Origin of the sequence: Siphonobacter sp. SORGH_AS_1065, assembly GCF_030818595.1 — a bacterium.
GTDB lineage: Bacteria > Bacteroidota > Bacteroidia > Cytophagales > Spirosomataceae > Siphonobacter.
In genome coordinates, this window is record NZ_JAUTAM010000004.1 from 1,044,218 (window position 1) to 1,064,744 (window position 20,527).

At 44.1% G+C, this 20,527-nt stretch carries 17 protein-coding genes and 1 pseudogene; all 18 read right to left on the reverse strand.

All coding sequences use genetic code 11. The features are described 5' to 3' along the window. Positions 1-78 precede the first annotated feature (78 nt). The gene (locus QE390_RS05045; RefSeq protein ID WP_307141330.1) at positions 79-1,932 is read right to left on the reverse strand and encodes a RagB/SusD family nutrient uptake outer membrane protein; all 1,854 of its coding nucleotides are present in this window, start codon (positions 1,930-1,932) and stop codon (positions 79-81) included. 69 nt (positions 1,933-2,001) lie between these two features. Beyond that, the gene (locus QE390_RS05050) at positions 2,002-5,523 is read right to left on the reverse strand and encodes a TonB-dependent receptor (RefSeq protein ID WP_307141331.1); all 3,522 of its coding nucleotides are present in this window, start codon (positions 5,521-5,523) and stop codon (positions 2,002-2,004) included. A 190-nt stretch (positions 5,524-5,713) separates the two neighbouring features. Next, the gene (locus tag QE390_RS05055) at positions 5,714-6,841 is read right to left on the reverse strand and encodes a FecR family protein (protein WP_307141332.1); all 1,128 of its coding nucleotides are present in this window, start codon (positions 6,839-6,841) and stop codon (positions 5,714-5,716) included. A 121-nt stretch (positions 6,842-6,962) separates the two neighbouring features. Then, a complete protein-coding gene (locus QE390_RS05060) occupies positions 6,963-7,589 on the reverse strand; it encodes an RNA polymerase sigma factor (RefSeq protein WP_106637190.1) in 627 nt (208 codons plus the stop codon). A 185-nt stretch (positions 7,590-7,774) separates the two neighbouring features. Next, entirely contained in the window at positions 7,775-8,914 is a 1,140-nt protein-coding gene (locus QE390_RS05065; protein WP_106637189.1) for a 2-isopropylmalate synthase, read from the reverse strand. A gap of 323 nt (positions 8,915-9,237) precedes the next feature. Next, positions 9,238-10,314, reverse strand: a complete 1,077-nt coding sequence (gene leuB, locus QE390_RS05070; RefSeq protein ID WP_106637188.1) for a 3-isopropylmalate dehydrogenase — start codon at positions 10,312-10,314, stop codon at positions 9,238-9,240. A 64-nt stretch (positions 10,315-10,378) separates the two neighbouring features. Further along, complete coding sequence (locus QE390_RS05075; protein WP_106637187.1) at positions 10,379-10,765, reverse strand: GxxExxY protein; 387 nt, start codon at positions 10,763-10,765, stop codon at positions 10,379-10,381. Between the two features lie 19 nt (positions 10,766-10,784). Then, on the reverse strand, positions 10,785-11,378 hold the full coding sequence (gene leuD, locus QE390_RS05080; RefSeq protein WP_307141333.1) for a 3-isopropylmalate dehydratase small subunit: 594 nt from the start codon (positions 11,376-11,378) through the stop codon (positions 10,785-10,787). Between the two features lie 2 nt (positions 11,379-11,380). Then, entirely contained in the window at positions 11,381-11,770 is a 390-nt protein-coding gene (locus QE390_RS05085) for a type II toxin-antitoxin system VapC family toxin (protein WP_307141334.1), read from the reverse strand. Continuing rightward, a complete protein-coding gene (locus tag QE390_RS05090; protein WP_106637185.1) occupies positions 11,752-11,961 on the reverse strand; it encodes a hypothetical protein in 210 nt (69 codons plus the stop codon). The genes QE390_RS05085 and QE390_RS05090 overlap by 19 nt, the downstream gene beginning before the upstream one ends. Positions 11,962-11,990: 29 nt before the next feature. Then, positions 11,991-13,397 (reverse strand): 3-isopropylmalate dehydratase large subunit, encoded by a 1,407-nt coding sequence (gene leuC / locus QE390_RS05095; protein ID WP_106637184.1) that lies wholly within the window; start codon positions 13,395-13,397, stop codon positions 11,991-11,993. Positions 13,398-13,466: 69 nt separating this feature from the next. Next, positions 13,467-14,336, reverse strand: coding sequence for an AraC family transcriptional regulator (locus QE390_RS05100; RefSeq protein ID WP_106637183.1), 870 nt, complete (start codon positions 14,334-14,336; stop codon positions 13,467-13,469). A 110-nt stretch (positions 14,337-14,446) separates the two neighbouring features. After that, positions 14,447-14,668: a hypothetical protein gene (locus QE390_RS05105; RefSeq protein ID WP_307141335.1), complete on the reverse strand. Its 222-nt coding sequence runs from the start codon at positions 14,666-14,668 to the stop codon at positions 14,447-14,449. 57 nt (positions 14,669-14,725) lie between these two features. After that, positions 14,726-15,946 carry a hypothetical protein gene (locus QE390_RS05110; protein ID WP_307141336.1) on the reverse strand — a complete coding sequence of 407 codons (1,221 nt, stop codon included), beginning with the start codon at positions 15,944-15,946 and terminating at the stop codon, positions 14,726-14,728. A gap of 52 nt (positions 15,947-15,998) precedes the next feature. Beyond that, on the reverse strand, positions 15,999-17,120 hold the full coding sequence (locus QE390_RS05115; protein ID WP_307141337.1) for a hypothetical protein: 1,122 nt from the start codon (positions 17,118-17,120) through the stop codon (positions 15,999-16,001). Between the two features lie 60 nt (positions 17,121-17,180). Next, complete coding sequence (gene ilvA / locus QE390_RS05120) at positions 17,181-18,449, reverse strand: threonine ammonia-lyase IlvA (RefSeq protein WP_307143531.1); 1,269 nt, start codon at positions 18,447-18,449, stop codon at positions 17,181-17,183. Between the two features lie 305 nt (positions 18,450-18,754). Then, positions 18,755-19,802: pseudogene (gene ilvC, locus QE390_RS05125) on the reverse strand (ketol-acid reductoisomerase). Positions 19,803-19,915: 113 nt separating this feature from the next. Beyond that, complete coding sequence (gene ilvN / locus QE390_RS05130; RefSeq protein ID WP_106637177.1) at positions 19,916-20,449, reverse strand: acetolactate synthase small subunit; 534 nt, start codon at positions 20,447-20,449, stop codon at positions 19,916-19,918. Between the last annotated feature and the right edge of the window lie 78 nt (positions 20,450-20,527).

Below are 20,527 nucleotides of genomic sequence, written 5' to 3' on the forward strand. Positions count from 1 at the left end.
CTAGCCTATTTTACGAAAATAATCTACGCCCTTTCAGACGTAGATTATTTGGTAAAAGTATTTATCCTTTCTAAGAGATTAGTAACCTGGGTTTTGAACCAGTTTATTATTTCGGTTCATTTCGTCCCGATTGATAGGAACAAAATACATTTTATCCAGCCACTTACGATTCTCAATACCGGGATCAATGTTGGTAACCTGATATTTATAGGTATAGCTGTTTGGATCGTATTTGTAGAGACTTACCGTCTTACCCGATTTGAGCGTACCCGTAATCTGGACAATCCGAGCCTGCTGACCGAGCGTATTTGGAGCAATCATCCAGCGACGGGCATCGTGATAGCGTTGCTCTTCGTAAGCCATTTCAATACGACGTTCGTTACGATAGCGGTCCCGGAGGGCACTTCCCGTTTCAGTAATCGCAGGCATACCGGCCCGGAAACGTATTTTGTTAAGGTACGTTTTCGCTTCGGCATCTTCTCCCAATTCGATACAGGCCTCAACGTAGTTAAGTACCGCTTCCGTATAACGGATCAAAGGCCAGGGAATCTGTTGACGAGTATTTTGATCAACAATCGATGGGTTCGGATCAATGAACTTACGCATGTAGTAACCCGTACGACTTCCGTTCCAGTCTTCTACTGAACTTTGACGAGTATCTAACCCAGCTACGGCAACAACGGCTCCACTGGAGTTGGTCACCTGATACTGTCCGGTCTGAATCTGGTTGTTGGGGTCTTTACCCGCTACATCCGAAGGACGGGGCTTCCAGGGTGCTCCATCGTAAAGGATTGTACCGTAGAAGCGAGGATCGCGGTTCTGGTAAGGCGTGGTCGCTTTCGTAGCATCGCTCCAGTCAAACTTGCTACCATCCATCATTTCATAATCATCCACCAAATTCTGAAGTGGCGTATTACCTGCCCAGTTGTGGTAACCGTTGGGTCCGTTGTTACGGCCTACCCAGGCTCCGGCTTCGTCCTTAAGATCCGTGAAATAACGACCCAGAATCAGGTCTTTCTCTCCACCGTTCTTAGCAGTGGATACATTGATGTAGTTGGTCGTTCCCTGATCTTTAGAAACGGGAGCCGACAAGTTCAACTCATATCCATACGAACCCAGGCTTATGACAGCTTTAGCCGCTGCTTTTGCCTTCTGCCAACGATCAGCCCGGCTACCACTGGTGTACCCTAACACTTCGGGATTAGAAAAGCCAGCAATAGTGGTTGATTTCGTTTTAGCCGTAGGGATATCATGTAAATCACTGGCGGCATACAATAGCACGCGTGATTTAAGAGCCAGAGCAGCCGCTTCAGTAGCCCGACCGGGAAGTAATGACTTTCCTTTCAGAGCCGTAGCGGCATCATCGAGGTCTTTCGTAATGAAAGTGATGCATTCTTCGTAGGTATTCCGTTTTACCGTATAATCGGCTTCTCCCAGTTTGTAGGCACGATCAATGATGGGTACACCACCGTAATATCGCGTTAGTTGCTGGTAAAAATACGCCCGCATAAACTTGGCTTCTCCCAATAATCGAGTCGCCAAGGTAGCATCGCTGAACTGAGGGGTACTCAGGTTTTCGATAGCCAGGTTACAAGCCCGAATCCGGCTGTACATGGCTCCCCACTCGTAGGTATTATTGATCCATCCAATGTCAGCCGGATTGGAACGAGCTTCCGTAAAGGTGTTGATGCCCCGACCTGGGTGGGTAAATAGAGCCTCGTCGGTCAATGAAGCCAGCATCTGTTCATCAAAACCTCCCTGACCAAAGCCGTTGTAGATTTCGCTCACAAACGCCTCAGCCAGTGGTCCATCCTGCCAGACTCCTGACAAAACCACTTCTCCCAGGGGTTGCTTATTAACAAAGTCTCCATTACAGGAAGCCATGAACGCCAGCACCGCAACGAAACCCAGTTTTTGAATTGATTTTCTCATAGTATGTATTTCATTTCGAGCCTGGATGCTATCCTTCGGTAAGAACAATAGCACCCAAACTAACCTTCCTTAGAATGTGATAGACAAGCCCGTGTTGATGATGCGAGCAGGGGGATAGTACTGACCCGTAGTATTATCTGCTTCAGGATCGTACACTTTCAGTTTGTCCACTGTAAAGAGGTTCAGACCATTTACATAGAAACGCACTGCATTCATGCCAATCTGCTTGCTGATGGTTGAAGGCAGGGTATAGCCTAACTCCAGGTTTTTCAGACGAATGTAATCGGAGCTACGCAGCCAGTACGTGTTGTCGTAAGAATAATACTGGTTACTACGGTCCGCAATCCGGGGGTGTTTATCACTTGGATTGTCCACTGTCCAGCGGTGTTGGTATACGTCCAGCAGGTAGTTACCAATACTTCCAGATTCACCCGTACTAACGTACAACTGAGCACCCGTAGCGTACTGGAATAACACCGTCAGATCGAAGTTTTTGTAGTAGAACGAGCCGTTCAAACCGCCTTGCAACGTAGGAATGGTGTTCTTGTTACCACGAACGCGGTCATCTGGATTAATTTTTCCATTGCCATCGTAGTCTTTGTACTTCATATCTCCAGGACGAACGGTATTCGTAATGGCTGAGTAATCCACCTTGGCAAGCGTGGCATCAATATCGGCTTGGTCCTTGAATACCCCGTCGTATTGATAGAACATGAATGCATTCAGGGGTTTACCCGTCGTACGCTGCCAGGCAGGGGCTCCTGCTGCTTCATCCCAGAAGAGAACTTTGTTTTTGGCGTAACCTCCGTTGAAGCTAATGTTATAGCGGAAATCACCCTTCTGTCCGTTGTGGCCAACCTTGAATTCAAAACCGGTATTCTGCATCTTACCGATGTTCTCGGCAGGCAGGTTCATACCCGTTGTTTGAGGAATGGAAGCATTTTTACGCCACAGGATACTTGTCCGCTTATTGTAGAAATATTCAAACTCGAAGTTGATTTTTCCATTGAACAACTGACCTTCCAGACCGATGTTTGAGTTATTAGCTACCTCCCAGGTAATGTTAGGGTTAGGAACGCGAGACTCATACAACGTTTTCTGTAACTGGTTATTGATTACGTACGTACCAAAACCTGCCGTCGAATAATACTGATATTCCTGAAGGGACCCGTTATAATAGATCTGGTCATTACCCATTTGGCCGTATGAAGCCCGCAGTTTCAGATAATTCACGAAGTTGACATTGTTCTTGAAGAAGTTTTCTTCTGAAATCTGCCAACCAGCCATGATACCGGGGAAGAATCCGTAACGGGTTGCTTGGGGGAACATGTAAGAACCATCGTATCGCCACAGGAACTCAGCCAGATACTTCTCTTTGTAGTTATAGGCCACCCGACCGAAGTAGTTCAAACGAGCACGTTCCCAGGCACCACCGTTGTTCGTACGCTCCAGGTCACCACCCGCGAAAAGCTGATCAATAGCGGTAGAGATAAAGTAACGACGGTATGCACTGAAGTTATCGTTACGAACGGTTTCCTTGTTCACACCCGCTAAAACCGTCAGGGCATGATTTCCAAACTTACGTTCGTAGGTTCCGATTCCACCTAACAGTACGTTCAACTGATCTTCATTACCCTGGGTCAGTCGGGGTTCCGCAGGACCACGTTTGCCTCGTACTAAAACAGGCGTTACGCCATCACTTTCGTACGCTCCCTGGAATGTATACAGATACCAGGGGATTTCCCAGCGTTTGGTTTGTCTGATGTATTTATCCAGAGCAGCTGTTCCGGTAAATTTCAGTCCTTCTACACCCGGGATTTTAATATCAATCGAACCGTTCGTTTGCCAGTAATAACGCGTATCGCGGTCATATCCCGTCTGATTCGTTGTGATTACCACCGGGTTTTCACCGTTTTCAATGTCAGGGCCAGGCATGCCATTAGGCCAGTAAGCTGGCTGCGTAGGCAGACCACGCATCAACATCCGGAAAATGGTTCCAGCTCCTTTCGTAGGGAAGCGACGGTTTTCCTGACGAGCAATACTTCCCAAACTCACGTGTACGTACTTATTGATATTCGCATCCAGATTCAAACGAAGGTCATACTGTTTGTAACCCGTGGCTGAATTTTTGTAATACGCATCCTGGTTTTGATAGCCGATAGAAGTCAGATACTTCACATTTTCAGTACCTCCACTAAGCTGCACATTGTGCCGCGACTGCGGAGACCAAGTTTTCAAAGCATCTTTAAACCAGTCGGTATTGGGGTGAAACCAGGGATCTGAACCGTCCGCAAATTTCTGGAAATCTTCAGGTTTATAAGGGGCTGCTTTTACCGTTCCGTCTGGACGCGTGTAGCTACCTGTAGAGCGGAACGCATCCGTGGCTGCCCGCCATTCATTGGCAGGTAAGTTGAAGATTTCCAACTCATTACGCATTTCTGCAAACTGAGAAGAATTCGCCAGTTTAGGAATAACCGTTGGCTGCGAGAAACCCTGATTAAAGGAATACGATAACTCAGGCTTACCCGTTTTTCCGCGTTTGGTTGTAATCAAAATAACCCCGTTGGCGGCCCGGGCACCGTAAATGGCAGCCGAAGCATCTTTCAATACAGAAATCGTCTCGATATCGGCTGGGTTAATGCGGTCAAAACCACCCGCCCGTGCCGGAATTCCATCTACTACGATCAAGGCATCGCTGTTACCCAACGTGTTTGTACCACGAATCCGAATACCGGCTCCGTCATAACCAGGCTCACCACTGCGTTGCACGGCGATTACACCTGGCATCCGTCCAGCAATAGAGTTCGATAAGTTAACGGCGGGAGATTTCACCAGATCCGTACCTTTTACCGTAGTCACCGCACCCGTTACCGTTTCTTTTTTCTGCTCACCGTAACCTACTACGACTACCTCTGACAAAGACTGGGTATCGCTTTGTAGAATTACATCAACGGTCGACTTGGTTCCTACGGGAATTTCCTGTTTTAGGTAACCCACGTAACTGAAAATAAGTACGGCTTCGCTGTTAGGCACCGTCAGTTGATAGGAGCCATCGGCTTTAGTTGTTGTTCCGATAGTCGTTCCTTTTACCTGCACACTCACACCTACCAGGGGTAGGTTATCCTCACCAAGCACTACCCCTTTGATAGAAATATCAGCGGGTGTTTCGGTCGTTTCGGTTTTAGTGATTTTTTCATTAGAAATCATCACCGTATGGGCGGTCAGCATGGGTTTCCGCTTCACTACAATTTGCTCATCCATGATCTGGTAGGTTAATTCCAGAGGGTTAAGCAACTCCTGTAAAGCCGAACCAATGGGCTGGTTGCGGAGAGTCAGGTTCACTTTACGATTAGAAGCCACCAGTTCAGGGCTATATAAAAAATGAACGTGGGCAATTTTCGAAAGTTGAGCCAATACTTCTTCCAGTTCCTGATTTTTTACGGCAATAGTAACTCGTTGGCGGAGAACTTCCTGTCCGGAGCTCTCATGTGCGTGACTGACTCCAACAAAAACTACTGCCATGAAAAACTGCACAAAACTGACTTTCATAAGGTCGTACAGCAGTTTGTTTGAGTAGCTAATTTTTTGCATAAATTTGGGAGGTTTAATAAACCAATTAGACAAACAGATCCCCTGCATCCTTTCTGAGAGGATGTGCATTTTTTTGCAAGCTTTTAAGGGGAGATTTTTTGGCCTCCGATGCGGCAACATCGGGGGCTTTTTTTCATTGGGGTGTTAAAGTTCTACATAGGCAAATCGTCAAGAAGAAACTAGAAATTGATTAAGGTTTAGTACAGCCTTTTCCGTAAATAGCTACTTCGCCATTACGATATTCATACTTGGCTTCAATAGCGGTACATATCAGGTTTAGCTTTTCCTGTAAGGGCCGATCATCCAATACTGCCGTTAGAGAGCAATACTTTAAGGCCTCCGAATCGTACTGAAAAGCTACTCCATAGGTTTTACTCAGTTTTTCAAATACTTCCTTGATCGGTGTATGAACGTAAGAAAAGGTTTCTTTTTCGAGACTTGATAGTTCAGGCAACGTAATATTTTTGAGATGGAGACTGTAATCCTGTCGCTCAAAGGTGGCCTGCTGCTTGGGTAATACGATCAGCGAAGGCGTTTGGCTCTGCTCTTTTTTATAAACCGCCACTGACCCCGTCTTGACCGTTACTTTCACTTCTTCGTCCGTATCAAAAGCCCGGATATTGAAACTTGTACCGGTTACCTTCGTAATTACTTCGTTAGCGTAGACATAGAAGGGTTGCTTTTTATTCTTTTTAACTTCAAAAAAGCCTTCTCCCTTTAGCGTTACCTCCCGTTTATCTGCCTGAAAGATGGTTGGGAATTCTATTTGACTTTTAGGCTGCAAAAGCAGTGAACTGCCATCGGGTAATAACACCAGCTTCGTCCGCTGACTTGTATTTCTGACAATTTCCCAACCTTTTTTATCCTTTTCTACCGGCGTAGTTACGTGTGCCCATTCGGCTTTTACTGGCCGTTGCGATTTCCAATAGATCCAGCTAACGGCTATAGCTCCCAGAGCTACAAAAACAGCCACCGCGATATTCCATCTCCACCAGCGTAACTGATAAACAGGCGTTTCGGGAGCTAGCTGACTTATAATTTCATTGGATCTTTCCTTGATATAAGCATCTGAAAGCTCAATCTCTTGCTCTGTCAAGGCTTGAAGCAGATGTTTTGCCTGGCTGATTGCGTCTTCTGCTTCGGGATATCTTAACAGAAAAGCGACCCAGAAATTTTCTTCTGATTGTGTTGCTTTTCCATAGACCCAATGCCGAAAGGACGGGTTTTCCAGAAAATCCTCTACCTTGAAATCATTATAACTATCCATGAAATAATTAAAGAGAGAGCTTACTTCAATACGATTAGGAAAATGGATCATGGATATACTCTTTGATAATAAATTTTCTTAAAATAATTTTCCATGAAACCAGATTCTACTCTTTTCCTGAGAGTAAAGCCCTGTATAGTAGATTAAGTATGAAGGGAACGGAGGTGTAAGACTAAAAATCCGTTAGTAATAGAGGTAAACAGCCAATGATGTTAAAAAACAATTGCTGTTTCTGAACATGGCCTTTTAAGTAATGAATGGCTTTCTGAAGATGATTGGAAACGGATTGCCGGTTAATACCCATGATATCCGAAATCTGCTGAATATCGCAGTCGTGATAATATTTCAGAAATAAGGCTTCCCGTTGGCGGTCAGGCAGTTGGGAAACAATTGAAGCCAAATGGGAATTCAGATGCGTTTCAGTTTCCGTATGGATCCAGCTATCCTGAATGCCCCCTTCTAGAAAATCATCCCGATCCTCATGTTTTTCAGAGAAATCAGTTAATCGCTGATGTTGCTTCAGGTCAAAGATAACCCGGTTGCGAAAGGCCTTGAAGAGGTAGTTTTTAACGGAAGCCGGTGTCTCTGTCAAATCTTCCTTATGCTCCCATAAGTAAATAAAGAGGTCCTGAATTACGTCCTCAACGAAATCCTGATCGCGACAAAATCGCATGCCGTAATTAAGCAATGGCTTGTAATGCGAAAGAATGAGTTCCTGAAAAGCCTGACGATCTCCTCTGATGAATTTTTTCCATAAGAGCGGTTCTTCGCTCACGAGTCGATTAGTAGTCGTTTTCATAGAGTTTAGAAGTAATCAATTCCAAATATATAAATTACAGCAATATTATAATTTATTATATGTATAATCTTATTCGATTTAAATGAATTTTTAACCAATTCGCATAGATTCAGCTTGTTAGAAACGAAAAACGGTCTGTGGGAAAAATCCACAGACCGTTTTGTCATCCTGATTAAGTTATGTGCTTAGCCTACCAGCTCCATCAGATCCTGATCGTGGATCATCTTACGCTCATCGGCCATTAATAAAAATCGTTCGTAAAGACTATCGATATCCAGCTTATCTGATTTAAAGCCTAAAAGTTGTAGACGGTGACGCAAAGCAGCCCGTCCGCTACGAGCCGTCAGAATGATTTCTGAGCTAGGCACTCCTACATCTTCAGGGTTAATGATTTCGTAGTTAGATGAATTTTTCAAGTGCCCATCCTGGTGAATACCCGAAGAGTGAGCAAAAGCATTACGGCCTACGATGGCTTTGTTAGCTTGTACGGGCATCCGCATCATGCCAGATACCAGCTTAGAAAGGGGGTACAGACGTGTAGAATCAATGCCCGTTTCAAATCCCAGATCTTTATGTACTTTCAGAGCCATGGCAATTTCTTCCAACGAAGTATTACCCGCTCTTTCACCAATACCGTTGATGGTTACCTCCACCTGACGAGCTCCAGCCCGAATACCAGCCAGGGTATTCGCCGTTGCCAGACCTAAGTCATTATGGCAGTGCATAGAGATCGTTGCCTGATGAATGTTAGTTACGTTGGCAAACAAATACGAAATACGCTCGTACATCTGCTCGGGAAGTAAATAACCTGTTGTATCAGGAAGGTTTACTACCGTAGCACCTGCTTTAATAACGCCTTCGGTCAGTCGAGCTAAAAATTCGAGATCTGCTCTACCCGAATCCTCGGCAAAGAATTCCACGTCTTCAACGAATTTCTTGGCATACTTCACGGCCTTCACGGCCCGTTCCAGAATTTGGTCACGGGTGGAATTGAACTTATGAAGAATGTGTACGTCTGAGGAACCGATACCCGTATGAATCCGGGGACGTTTGGCATGCTTGAGAGCTTCAGCGGCTACTTCAATATCCTTCTCAACGGCTCGGGTAAGTCCACAAACCGTAGGCTCGGTTACTGCCTTGCAGATTTCTTCCACGGAGCGAAAATCGCCGGGACTTGAAATCGGAAAGCCCGCCTCAATAACATCCACTCCGAGAAGCTCAAGTTCCTTAGCAATTACTACTTTTTCTTCGGTAGTTAATTGACAGCCGGGCACTTGCTCGCCGTCCCGCAGGGTGGTGTCGAAGATTTGAATTCTTTGGCTCATAAGTAAACAATGTGATCGTGAATTAACGCTTGGTTAGGTTAAACCTGATAAACAAGCGGGGATTTCTTTATCAAGTCAAAACAATAAAAACGCCTCATAAAAAAACCCTTTCCCAGAAGTCTGAGAAAGGGCTGAGTATGGCTACAACCAGCTCCCGTTCTCAGACAGTGTGACCGAGAAGAATAAGAGAAAGGTTGAGAGTCTTCGCAAACATAACACAGGCGGTTTCTATTGTGAGGACAAAAATAGCCGGAAATTTGATTCTGACAAATATTTATTGTGTAACAAGAGGACTTTCTTATTACCTTTTTTCGCTTTGAGGATTAAGCAATCCGCTTAAGCAGTTCTGCCCCCATGGCATCCGTTCCCAGGATTTTGGAAGCATCTGTAGTGGCGTCAGCAATATCTCCCGTACGGAACCCATCTTTCAGTACGCTATCTACCGCTGCAATGATGGCTTCGCTTTCGGCTTTCATGCCAAAAGAAATATCCAACATGAGAGCCGCCGAGAGTACAGAAGCCAGAGGATTGGCCACGCCTTTTCCGGTAATGTCGTGAGCTGAACCGTGAATGGGCTCGTAAAGACCTACCGAATCTCCCACCGAAGCCGAAGCTAGCATACCCATGGAACCAGCAATCTGACTGGCTTCATCCGTCAGGATATCCCCGAATAGATTAGCCGTTAACACCACGTCAAAACGACGGGGATCCTTAATAAGCATCATGGCCGCCGAATCTACAAACTGGTGCTCTACTTCTACGTCAGGATACTGTTTTGCAATTTCCTGCACAACTTCACGCCACAGACGGCTCGTTTCCAAAACGTTGGCTTTATCAACCGAACACAATTTTCCGCGACGGCTCCGAGCAGCTTCGAAGGCTTTGTGAGCAATGCGTTCTACTTCGTATTTACTGTATTTTGCAATATCATACGCGGTAGCTCCTTCGTCCTGGCGTCCTTTCTCACCAAAGTAGATATCGCCGGTTAATTCCCGGAAGAAGAGAATATCCGCTCCGCGAAGGATTTCTGCCTTGATGCTAGACGCTTCCAAAAGCTCATCAAATAGTTTGATGGGACGAAGGTTTGCGTACAGTCCCAGAGCTTTGCGAATGCCTAAAAGCCCCTGCTCAGGACGTACTTTCGCCGAAGGGTCATTATCGTATTTGGGGTGTCCTACGGCACCGAATAAAATGGCATCGGAAGCTTTCGACTTTTCAATGGTTTCTTCAGGGAGCGGCTGACCCGTGGCTTCGATGGCCGCGTGACCAATTAGGGCATAATCAAACGTAAACTCATGACCAAATTTCTGGCCAATGGCTTCTACTACTTGCTTGGAAACGGCTGTCACTTCCTGACCAATCCCATCACCGGGAATTACTAAAATGTGCTTGCTTGACATTTGCAGGTTTAATTAACCACAGAGTAACTCAGAGTTTTTCACAGAGCTACTCAGAGTATTCTTATTAAAGTACGACTCGCTTGATTCCATTTTTCAGGCTTGACACATTGAAATTCATTAATAATCCCAATTTGTAAGGGCCAAGCCTCATGTAAGTTAGAATTTGAGCGAGATGTACCTCATTTAATGCTTCAACTGATTTTAGTTCAATTACAATTTGTTGATTAACCAAAAGGTCAATTCGGTATCCCACTTCAAGCCTAATTTCTTCAAATACCAAAGGCATGGGCTTTTCTTTTTCTACGAACAAACCTTTTTTAGAAAGAGAATAAGCCAGACATTCCTTATAAGCACTCTCAAGTAAGCCTGGACCCAAAGCAGTATGAACCTGATAAGCACAACCCAGAATCTGACTTGAAATTTTATTTAACTCAGTGAAACTCTGTGCCATACATTGTGCACCTCTGTGGTTAATTCAAACTCGCCTGAAATGCTTCGATTTCTGGGCGTAATGAGATCAGATAATCGATATCATCATAGCCATTCATCAGACAGTTTTTCTTGTAGGGATTAATCTCAAAAGAAGTCGCCGTTCCGTCGGGTAGAGTTACCTGCTGATTTTCTAAATCAACAGTAATCTGAGCCTGAGCATCCGCTTCGATGGCGGCAAAAGTCTTGACCAAGAATTCTTCGGATACCTGAACGGGTAATACAAAGTTATTGAGCGAGTTATTACGGAAAATATCCGCAAAGAAGCTGGAAATAACGACACTGAAGCCGTAATCGTGAATCGCCCAGGCTGCGTGTTCACGGCTGGAACCCATCCCAAAGTTCTTACCCGCTACCAGAATTCTGGCGGCTTTATAGGTAGGATCATTCAAAACGAAATCCGCCTTCAGCGTATCATCTGAATTATAACGCCAGTCCCGGAATAAGTTATCGCCAAAACCCTCACGAGTAGTTGCCTTTAAAAAACGGGCGGGAATAATCTGATCCGTATCTATATTTTCAATAGGCAGCGGAGCCGCCTGTGAAGTCAATTTGGTTATTGTTTCTTTTGCCATTTTTATAATGAATATAGACGAAGGCCTTGGATGAATTGAAAGTGCTTCTTGTTTAATGTAAATAACTCTACATCATTACGAATAGCAGTGGCAGCAATCAGTCCATCAGGCACGTCTAAATGATGACTTAAGGAATACTCAGCCATGAGTTGAAGAAAAATTTCACAAACCTGGCTATCAATCTTCAGTAAACTCACTTTCGCTAGATCCTTACGAATACTGGCAAGTTCTTTGCGGTTCATAGCACCGTACAAAAGCTCACCCGCAGAAATTACGCTAAGAGCTACGTTCAGCTCTCCTATCTTTCCTACTTCCGAAATGATAGAAGCGTTATTCCGATAGATTTCAATAAGAATATTCGTATCGCAAAGGATCAATCTTCCTTCTTCCATGCTTTTTTTCTCAAGGTGTCAGCATCGATACTTCGACCAGCCCACATTCCTGCATGTTCAAATAATCCGGTCTTCTTCTTACTGCTTTTAGCTTTGGGAACCTGAATTTCTACATAGTCTAATTCAGAAAGTAATTTTTCAACAAAATTCACTTTCGAATCATCTTTGATTTTCAAGATTAGCTGAGTCATGACCTTTGCGTTTTTTTACTAAGTGATAGTTACACCAATTCCCGGATGTCGCCCACTTTCCCTGTAACAGCAGCTACAGCGGCAGTCAGAGGAGAAACCAGCAACGTCCGAGCTCCAGGTCCTTGCCGACCTTCGAAGTTTCGGTTAGACGTACTCACGGCATATTTGCCTGCGGGTACCTTGTCTTCGTTCATACCCAGACAAGCTGAGCAGCCGGGACCGCGTAATTCGAAACCGGCTCCTTCAAAAACTTTATCGAGCCCTTCGGCTTTGGCCTGTTCAGCTACCTGATTAGAGCCGGGTACGATCCACACCTCTACCCCATTAGCCTTTTGCTTGCCTTTCACAAACTCAGCTACTTCGCGAAGATCCTCGATGCGGGCGTTCGTGCATGATCCAATGAAAACGTAATCAATAGCTTTTCCCAGCAGACTTTCACCGGGCTGTAAACCCATGTAATTCAATGACTTCTGGAAAGAAGGTTGCTCCGTAGCAGGAATCTCTTCCAGCGTTGGCACGTGATCCGTCACACCGATACCCATACCTGGATTCGTTCCGTAAGTAATCATCGGCTTGATATCGGCAGCATCGAAGGTTAATACCTTATCAAACTGAGCACCTTCGTCAGTTTTCAACTGCTTCCACTCTTCTACTTTGCGGTCGAAGTCTTCGCCTTGAGGTGCAAAGCGGCGACCTCGCATATAATCAAACGTTACTTCGTCGGGGGCAATCATTCCGCCGCGAGCACCCATTTCAATACTCATGTTACATACCGTCATTCGACCTTCCATTGTCAGGTTGCGAATGGCTTCACCCGCGTATTCGACGAAATACCCCGTCGCACCTGCCGCTGAGATTTTAGCGATGATGTATAAAATCAAGTCTTTAGCCGTCACGCCTTTTTCCAGCGTTCCGTTGACTTCGATAAGCATTTTCTTAGGCTTCGACTGAATGATACACTGCGTCGTCAAGACCTGCTCTACTTCTGACGTACCTATGCCGAAAGCTACGTTACCGAAAGCTCCGTGGGTCGAAGTATGAGAATCGCCGCAGACGATGGTCATCCCCGGTTGCGTAATACCTAACTCGGGTCCGATGACGTGTACGATACCCTGGAAGGGGTGCAGCAAGTCGTAAAGTTCAATGCCAAACTCTTTGCAGTTTTCCCGCAGTTTTTCTACCTGATGCCGTGAAAGAGCTTCGCGGATGGGCAGGTGCTGATCCTTGGTAGGAACGTTATGGTCAGCCGTAGCCGTCGTACGGTTAATGTTAAAAACTTTGGCTCCGCGTTTACGCAGCCCATCAAATGCTTGAGGGCTGGTTACTTCGTGAATGAAGTGACGGTCGATAAATACCACATCGGGGTATCCTTCCTGGCGTTTCACGACGTGACTGTCCCAGATTTTATCGAATAATGTTTGAGGGGTATTGCTCATTGTGATCAGGAAATCAATATTGATTACAAAAGTGGGGGATCAATCTAAATTCATGCTATCGTCAAACGTTCAAACGATAGCGTTTTTAGTCCTATTATATAAAGTGGGCGTTGAGCCGTATTGTTCCTTAAAGGCTTTAATAAAATGGGAAACGCTTTCATACCCTATTTCCAAACTGATTTCGGAGACGTTTTTTCCAGAGTTTTCCAATAAAAAAACAGCGTGTTCCAGTCGCTTTTTTCGAATCCACGCGGCAGGACTACTGGCAAACTGTTTTTCAAAATCCCGTTTAAAAGCCGAAAGACTTCGCCCCGACAGTCGAGCTAACTCATTTAAGGACAACGGTTTGAGGTAATAACTTTTCAGCAACCATTCCAGATCAAGTTTTTCTCCCTGATACAAGCTATGAAGGAAAGCCTTTAACTGACCCGTTTCGTCATTTTCCATCAAAAGCAATAATAACTCGTGGGATTTCAGTCGTAGAAACTGATTTAAAAACGGTGTAGGACGCTGAAAATAAGGAAAAATCGAATCGGCAAATGCACTTAGGCTTTCATTACCAGCAAACACCAGTAATGGGTTTTCAATTTCCCGTTTCTGAAGTGGACCGGAGATTAATTCAATATTTTGCTCAACGAAGGATTTTAATAGCTTTTCATGAAAGAAAAAAACCAGACTTCGATACGCCCGGTCTAAGGCTTCCTGCATAAAGTAATAACCTCTCCGAATAAATACGACATCTCCTTTTTTTACCCGGGTTTCGCCTTCGGGAGCCAGAAAACGCTTTTCTCCTTCCAGCACGAAAATAACGGCGTGTTCTTCAAAAAACACTTCGTTACGTAGCGGAGGGTCCTGATTTCGATAGGCCACAAAGGTCATGTCCTGAATCTTAAGGGATTCAAATTCATGGGCATGCATGAAGGCAGGAACACGGAGCACGGCAAACAGGGGTTAAAAGAAGCAGGTTTGACCGTTTGAACCCGTTTGAAAGTAAATAATCTCTCAAACCTCAAACACCGTCAAACCTGCTAAAACTAAAATTCTAAAAACTAAGCAGCGTTTTTACTTTCTGCACTAGCAATGGGTTTTGCTACAATCTTATGGTCTTTTTCCTGAAAAGCTTCCCATTCCAGAAGCTGGCGGGTTTGATGTTCGGGAGAAAGATTGGAAAATGCGGCTAATTGCCGATGTAAAAACTCTAGTTTCTCTTCTTCGGTTGGGAAAGCCGCTAAGTTGGCAGCCAGCTCCCGTAGTTCGGATACTGTATTCATGATATGTACTTCTATTGAATTGTACTTTATAACATAAAAGAGGGTCAATATAGTTTATTATTTGATTTTTATATAATAATTTAAAGAAATTCTTGGCTGAACGAAAAAGGTAGCGTCTGTTCTGCTCTTGAAAAAGAGGCTAGCAAAATGAGATACTTCCAGCTCTAAACGCTTCTTGTAGCTAATGCCTACACTCGGCTGTAAAATCGTGTAATTATAGGTAGGGTACAGAATTCTTTTACTCGAAGGTGGAGATATCCAGTAATGTCCAAAACCAACGCTAATAAATGGCTGAACCTTGGCTAAACCAATATAGGTTCCTACTGACACTTCAGCTGCACTTCCCCATTGAGGCTGACCTTTCTCCGTGTATATATTATAGTAATACATATTAGGAGTCATAAAATAACTGGCTTTTAGATAAGACCGCTGATGATTACGTGGGAAGTGCACCCTTACCGCAAGTCCTGCAGTGAAATCGTTATCACGTCGATTTAGATCATAACTATTTAATCGTTCAATCCCGGCTCCTAATCCTACGAAGATTGCCATTTTTCGCTCCGTTGATTGCTTAACCTGTTTATGACCCGTTAATTTTTCATTATATGCATTGAGATACTTAATGATTTGACTAGAAAAATACGTAGGTGCTGAAGCAGAAAAACCCGATGTTCCGGCCGTTAATTGAGCAAGCTGATCCTTATATTCATCAATGGTAACACTGTATTGTTGACCATCTTTAATTTTATTGTATTTGAAATTAACCAATTCGTAAAAACGGTTGGACTGACTAATGAAGAAACGTTCTCGTTCATCGCGTGGGCTCTTTTCACGATACAGGTTAATAGCCCCGTTAGTCCAGATTCGTTCAATAAATTCCTTTTGCTCTACGTAGGTATTAGGTATAGAAGCATAGAGATCACTAGTAACAATTAAAAGCTTTAATTGATGGGATTCAAAAATCGACTGATCCGTTTCAATATAAAAAGCAGAAATCTGCTCAGCCGTAAAAATTTGTTCTTCCTGGGAAAGATCTTTTTTGAAAGCGATCTGAGTAGGGCTGATATCCCAGTCTTTATTGTTGATGTAACCCCTCAACGTATCGGATGGGTTGACTACGACATAGCCGGGTTGAAATTGGGTTTGAGCTAACGCCGTAATAAACGAAATAAAAACAAATGGTAAGATTAATAGAGATCGGGAAAGCATAGGGTAAATCTTAAAAGTATTACATCTAGATAAAACTTCATTTGTTAAGCCTCCTCTCGCTAATTGCAATGACTAGCTGAGCTATCATTCCAATTCTGAATACAGGCTATCTAAGTTCTATTTATCTAGCCTTAAAGAAATAGTTGAAAGTAATCCGGGTAGGAATTAAAGAAGGAGTTTCATCCTGAATCTGAAAAAACAGAGGTGAAAAATGAGCTATTTCTAGTTCCATCTGTTTTTTATAAGCGATTCCTATGGTCGGCGTTATAAACCCAAAAGACTTGACGGGAGTTTCAAAATACGTCATTCCAAGCGAGTAGAAGGGCTGAATTTTGCCGCTACCAATGTATTGACCAGCTACTAATTCCAGGTTATTTACTCGACCAGCACCCTGTTTTTGATTTAGTTCATCAAAAATCATCATTTTGGGTGTGACATAGAAGGCGGTTTTAATAAAGGTATTCTGATGATTCCTAGGGAAATTAATTCGCAGAGCCAGCCCCAGACTTAGATTATTTTCCTTCTGCCGGATGTTGGTGATGTTTAACCGCTCTGACCCTGCACTTAAACCTACATAAAAGGAAGAACGCTCATCTTCCTTTCTAAACTTTACCGACTGCCCTCCGGTGCGTTTTTCATGATAGGCCTGCAAATATTTGATAAGATATCGCTCAGCATAAGGTGGTATAGGCATTGAAAAACCTGCCGCATCACTTGTAAGCTGGCTGAGCTGTTTTTTGTATTCTTCAATCTTAACCAGATAGTTCTGACCGTTAACTTCTTTATAGTAGCTATAGTTAAGTAACTCGTAGAAGGAAGTAGAATCTTTAATAAAAAAACGGGGTTTACCGTCTTTGTCACTCTGGCCGTAATACAGACTGATGGTCGTATTACTCCAAAGTTTTTCAAGAAATAACGTTTGCTGAAAATAGTGATCCGGGCGACTTTCGTATACCTCAATGCCTACGTATAAAAGATTAAGCAAATGAGATTCATAGTGTTCATTTTTACCTTCGATGTAAAAACCCTTACTACTTAAAGCCGTTAGGCGTTCTTCTTTTTGGGTAAGATCTCTTTTAAAGTAGACTTCAGCCGGGCTATCGGACCAATCCTGGTAATCAATATAACAGAATAAAGTATCCCCTTCTGTTTTTACAATATATCCTTTTTGGAAATTGCTTTGAGCAAATCCACACTCTGCCCAAAATAGCAAAAGTGCACTTATTAAAAAATAGCGGAACATTAGATTAGGTAGATAAAATGGGAAAACAATATTAATGAATTTCCCATTTTATCTGTATCCTTATACTAATATCCCAAATAAATCCGGCTTGTCATTCAAATATTCATACGTGATTTTTGCTTCATTCATGCGGTGAATTAAAGACGAAAAGTCACTCTTGGATTTCAATTCAATACCTACAATAGCGGGCCCCTGCTCGCGGTTGGTTTTCTTTACATATTCAAAGCGAGTAATGTCATCATTAGGCCCTAATACGTTTAAAAATTCCCGGAACGCACCTGCCCGCTGAGGAAACCGAATGATGAAATAATGCTTCAGGCCTTCGTACAAAAGCGAACGCTCTTTAATTTCTTCCATCCGGGTAATGTCGTTATTACCCCCACTTACCAGGCACACTACGTTTTTTCCTTTGATTTCATCTTTCAGAAAATCAAGAGCAGCAATACTCAGAGCCCCGGCGGGTTCAGCTACAATGGCTTCTTCGTTGTATAACTGCATAATCGTTGTACAAACTTTACCTTCCGGCACTACGATTACGTCGTCAAGTAATTCTTTACAGATTTCATAAGTCATGTCTCCCACCCGCTTCACGGCTGCTCCATCGACAAATTTGTCAATATCGTCAAGCGTTACAATTTTGCCATGATTAATGGATTCACGCATGGAAGCAGCTCCGGCTGGCTCAATGCCGATGAGCTTGGTATGCGGAGACAAATGCTTGAATACCGTAGCGACGCCCGAAGCCAACCCACCCCCACCGATGGCGAAGAGCACGTAATCAATTTTAAAATCGGCATCCTTGAAAATTTCAAGGCCTACCGTTCCCTGCCCTTCCATTACGCCCAGATCATCAAAGGGGTGTACGAACGTAGCTCCCTGTTCGCGTTCGAAGGTACGGGCAGCCACGTAAGCATCGTCAAAAGTATCGCCCGTGAGTACTACTTCTACTTCTTCCTTACCGAATAATTTTACCTGCTTTACTTTCTGGTTGGGCGTGGTGCTGGGCATGAAAATCGTCCCTTTTACTCCCATTTTGTGGCAGGCATAGGCCACGCCCTGAGCGTGGTTACCCGCACTGGCACAGGCTACTCCGTTAGCCAGAGCTTCGGGGGGTAACTTGGCCATGCAATTGTAAGCTCCTCTTAATTTATAGGAACGAACAATCTGCTGATCCTCGCGTTTGAGGTATACATTAGCTCCAAACTTAGCTGATAAGTTCAGATTTTGGGAAAGGGGGGTGTGCGTAACCACTTTACGCAAGCGTTCGGCGGCAAGGAATATGTCGTCAAGCTGGGGGAATAGCGTCGGGGAATCAACGGTTTCTTTCATCTTCTCTTCAATGCGACGAGCTAACGTCTGTGCCGGGGTAGTCACTATAGATATCTTTTAACGCTGGGCTGGAGTAGTTTACAGTTTTGAGCGGCCGCCGCTGCGGTCTCCTGTTTCCAGTTTCTCTTCCCTGTTCACTTGACTGTACGCTGTTATTCTTCACTCTTTACTAATAAGGGTGAATGAACGAATGGATTCACATTCACTCATTCACCCCAATTGAGTTTGGGGTTTTGAGTTTAACGTTGTGAGTTATTTTTTTAACTCTAAACCCTAAACTCCAAACCCTAAACATATAAACGCTACTAGCTACGCTCGGGACGCAGGCTACGTACGGTAGCAACCGGCTTTCCACATTTCAGATTCACGCAGTTCAGCTAATTCTACTTCCAGTTTCTCACGGTAATCTGACTGTGAGTTACGAGTGATTGAAATCTGAGCTTGCTCGCCTGATTTAACCGAGTTGTATAATTTTTCGAACACGGGCTTCGTAGCTTCTTTGAAAGGCTTCCACCAATCTAGAGCACCACGCTGAGCTGTAGTAGAACAGTTGGCATACATCCAGTCCATTCCGTTTTCAGCTACTAAAGGCATCAGAGACTGAGTCAGCTCTTCTACCGTTTCGTTGAATGCTTCAGAAGGAGAGTGGCCATTCTCGCGAAGAACTTCGTACTGAGCCGCGAAGATACCTTGAATAGCACCCATCAGCGTACCACGCTCGCCCGTTAAATCAGAAGTTACTTCTTTGTAGAAATCCGTTTCGAAGAGGTAACCTGAACCTACGCCGATACCCATAGCGATACATTTTTCACGAGCTTTACCCGTAGCATCCTGGTATACAGCGAAGCTTGAGTTCAAACCTTTACCTTCCACGAACAGACGACGCAGTGAAGTTCCTGAACCTTTAGGAGCTACTAAGAATACGTCAACATCCGCAGGAGGAACGATACCCGTCTGATCTTTGTAAGTTACGCCAAAACCGTGTGAGAAGTACAGAGACTTACCAGGTTTCAGAGCAGCCTTTACGGTTGGCCATACTGCAATCTGAGCAGCGTCAGAAAGCAGGTAGCAAATGATGGTACCTTTTTCCAGGGCTTCTTCGATTTCGAAAAGCGTTTCGCCAGGAACCCAGCCATCTGCAACGGCTTTATCCCAGGTCTTAGAATCTTTACGCTGTCCAACGATTACATTGAAGCCATTATCTTTCATGTTCAGACCCTGACCAGGACCTTGAACGCCATATCCGATTACCGCGATAACTTCGTCTTTGAGGACCTCACGAGCTTGCTCAAGGGGAAACTCTTCCCGGGTTACTACTTCTTCTTCGACTCCGCCAAAGTTCAACTTTGCCATTTTGATTAGATTTGATGGTAATAAAATTGTAAAAGCTCTTTCTAGTTTGGAGTTTGGCGTTTAGGGTTTAGAGTTAAAACAACTCACAACTTTAAACTCAAAACCCCAGACTCTTATGCTATTTCCCAAACGCCTTCGGAAGGTAGGTACTCTACGAGTCCTTTTTCTTCTTTTGACACACTGATACGGCCCGAACGAACGAATTCGAGAATACCGTGGGGCTTGATGTAATGGTAAAATTCCATAATTTCCGCTTCGGTTCCCGATTTTTCGATCACGACCGAATCCGTTCCCCAATGCACAACCCAGGCGTTGAAATCCTTGTTTACACGCTCAATGTCCAATGCAAGACCTCCCAGCGGCGTTGAGATTTTAAACAGGGCTGTCTCATTAAAGACAATATCTTCATCCAGATACCCGTATACAGCCAGCACATCGACCAGTTTACGAATCTGGCGAACCAGTTTCTCGACCGATTCCCGGCTTTCGGACTTGAGTACAATGGTAAAGCGGGATACGCCTTTACGCTCGGTTTCGCAAACCGTCAGCGACTCGATATTCAAGCGGCGACGCGTAAAGACAATCGTAATACGATTCAGTAAACCAACCGTATTCGTGGTAAATATGGAAATGGTGTAATTAGTCATCGTAGTGTTTGGTTGATGGTTATTGGTTGATCTTGTTTGTTTTTACTGTCAACGAGCAATGATCAACCAACAACAACT

What these genes read in the sequence shown, in the direction of transcription:
- QE390_RS05050 (WP_307141331.1), bottom strand. Translation starts at nt 5,523, where the DNA reads ATGCAAAAAATTAGCTACTCAAACAAACTGCTGTACGACCTTATGAAA.
- ilvN (WP_106637177.1), bottom strand. Translation starts at nt 20,449, where the DNA reads ATGACTAATTACACCATTTCCATATTTACCACGAATACGGTTGGTTTA.
- QE390_RS05105 (WP_307141335.1), bottom strand. Translation starts at nt 14,668, where the DNA reads ATGAATACAGTATCCGAACTACGGGAGCTGGCTGCCAACTTAGCGGCT.
- QE390_RS05045 (WP_307141330.1), bottom strand. Translation starts at nt 1,932, where the DNA reads ATGAGAAAATCAATTCAAAAACTGGGTTTCGTTGCGGTGCTGGCGTTC.
- leuC (WP_106637184.1), bottom strand. Translation starts at nt 13,397, where the DNA reads ATGAGCAATACCCCTCAAACATTATTCGATAAAATCTGGGACAGTCAC.
- leuD (WP_307141333.1), bottom strand. Translation starts at nt 11,378, where the DNA reads ATGGCAAAAGAAACAATAACCAAATTGACTTCACAGGCGGCTCCGCTG.
- leuB (WP_106637188.1), bottom strand. Translation starts at nt 10,314, where the DNA reads ATGTCAAGCAAGCACATTTTAGTAATTCCCGGTGATGGGATTGGTCAG.
- QE390_RS05065 (WP_106637189.1), bottom strand. Translation starts at nt 8,914, where the DNA reads ATGAGCCAAAGAATTCAAATCTTCGACACCACCCTGCGGGACGGCGAG.
- QE390_RS05115 (WP_307141337.1), bottom strand. Translation starts at nt 17,120, where the DNA reads ATGTTCCGCTATTTTTTAATAAGTGCACTTTTGCTATTTTGGGCAGAG.
- QE390_RS05060 (WP_106637190.1), bottom strand. Translation starts at nt 7,589, where the DNA reads ATGAAAACGACTACTAATCGACTCGTGAGCGAAGAACCGCTCTTATGG.
- QE390_RS05085 (WP_307141334.1), bottom strand. Translation starts at nt 11,770, where the DNA reads ATGGAAGAAGGAAGATTGATCCTTTGCGATACGAATATTCTTATTGAA.
- QE390_RS05055 (WP_307141332.1), bottom strand. Translation starts at nt 6,841, where the DNA reads ATGATCCATTTTCCTAATCGTATTGAAGTAAGCTCTCTCTTTAATTAT.
- ilvA (WP_307143531.1), bottom strand. Translation starts at nt 18,449, where the DNA reads ATGAAAGAAACCGTTGATTCCCCGACGCTATTCCCCCAGCTTGACGAC.
- QE390_RS05075 (WP_106637187.1), bottom strand. Translation starts at nt 10,765, where the DNA reads ATGGCACAGAGTTTCACTGAGTTAAATAAAATTTCAAGTCAGATTCTG.
- QE390_RS05090 (WP_106637185.1), bottom strand. Translation starts at nt 11,961, where the DNA reads ATGACTCAGCTAATCTTGAAAATCAAAGATGATTCGAAAGTGAATTTT.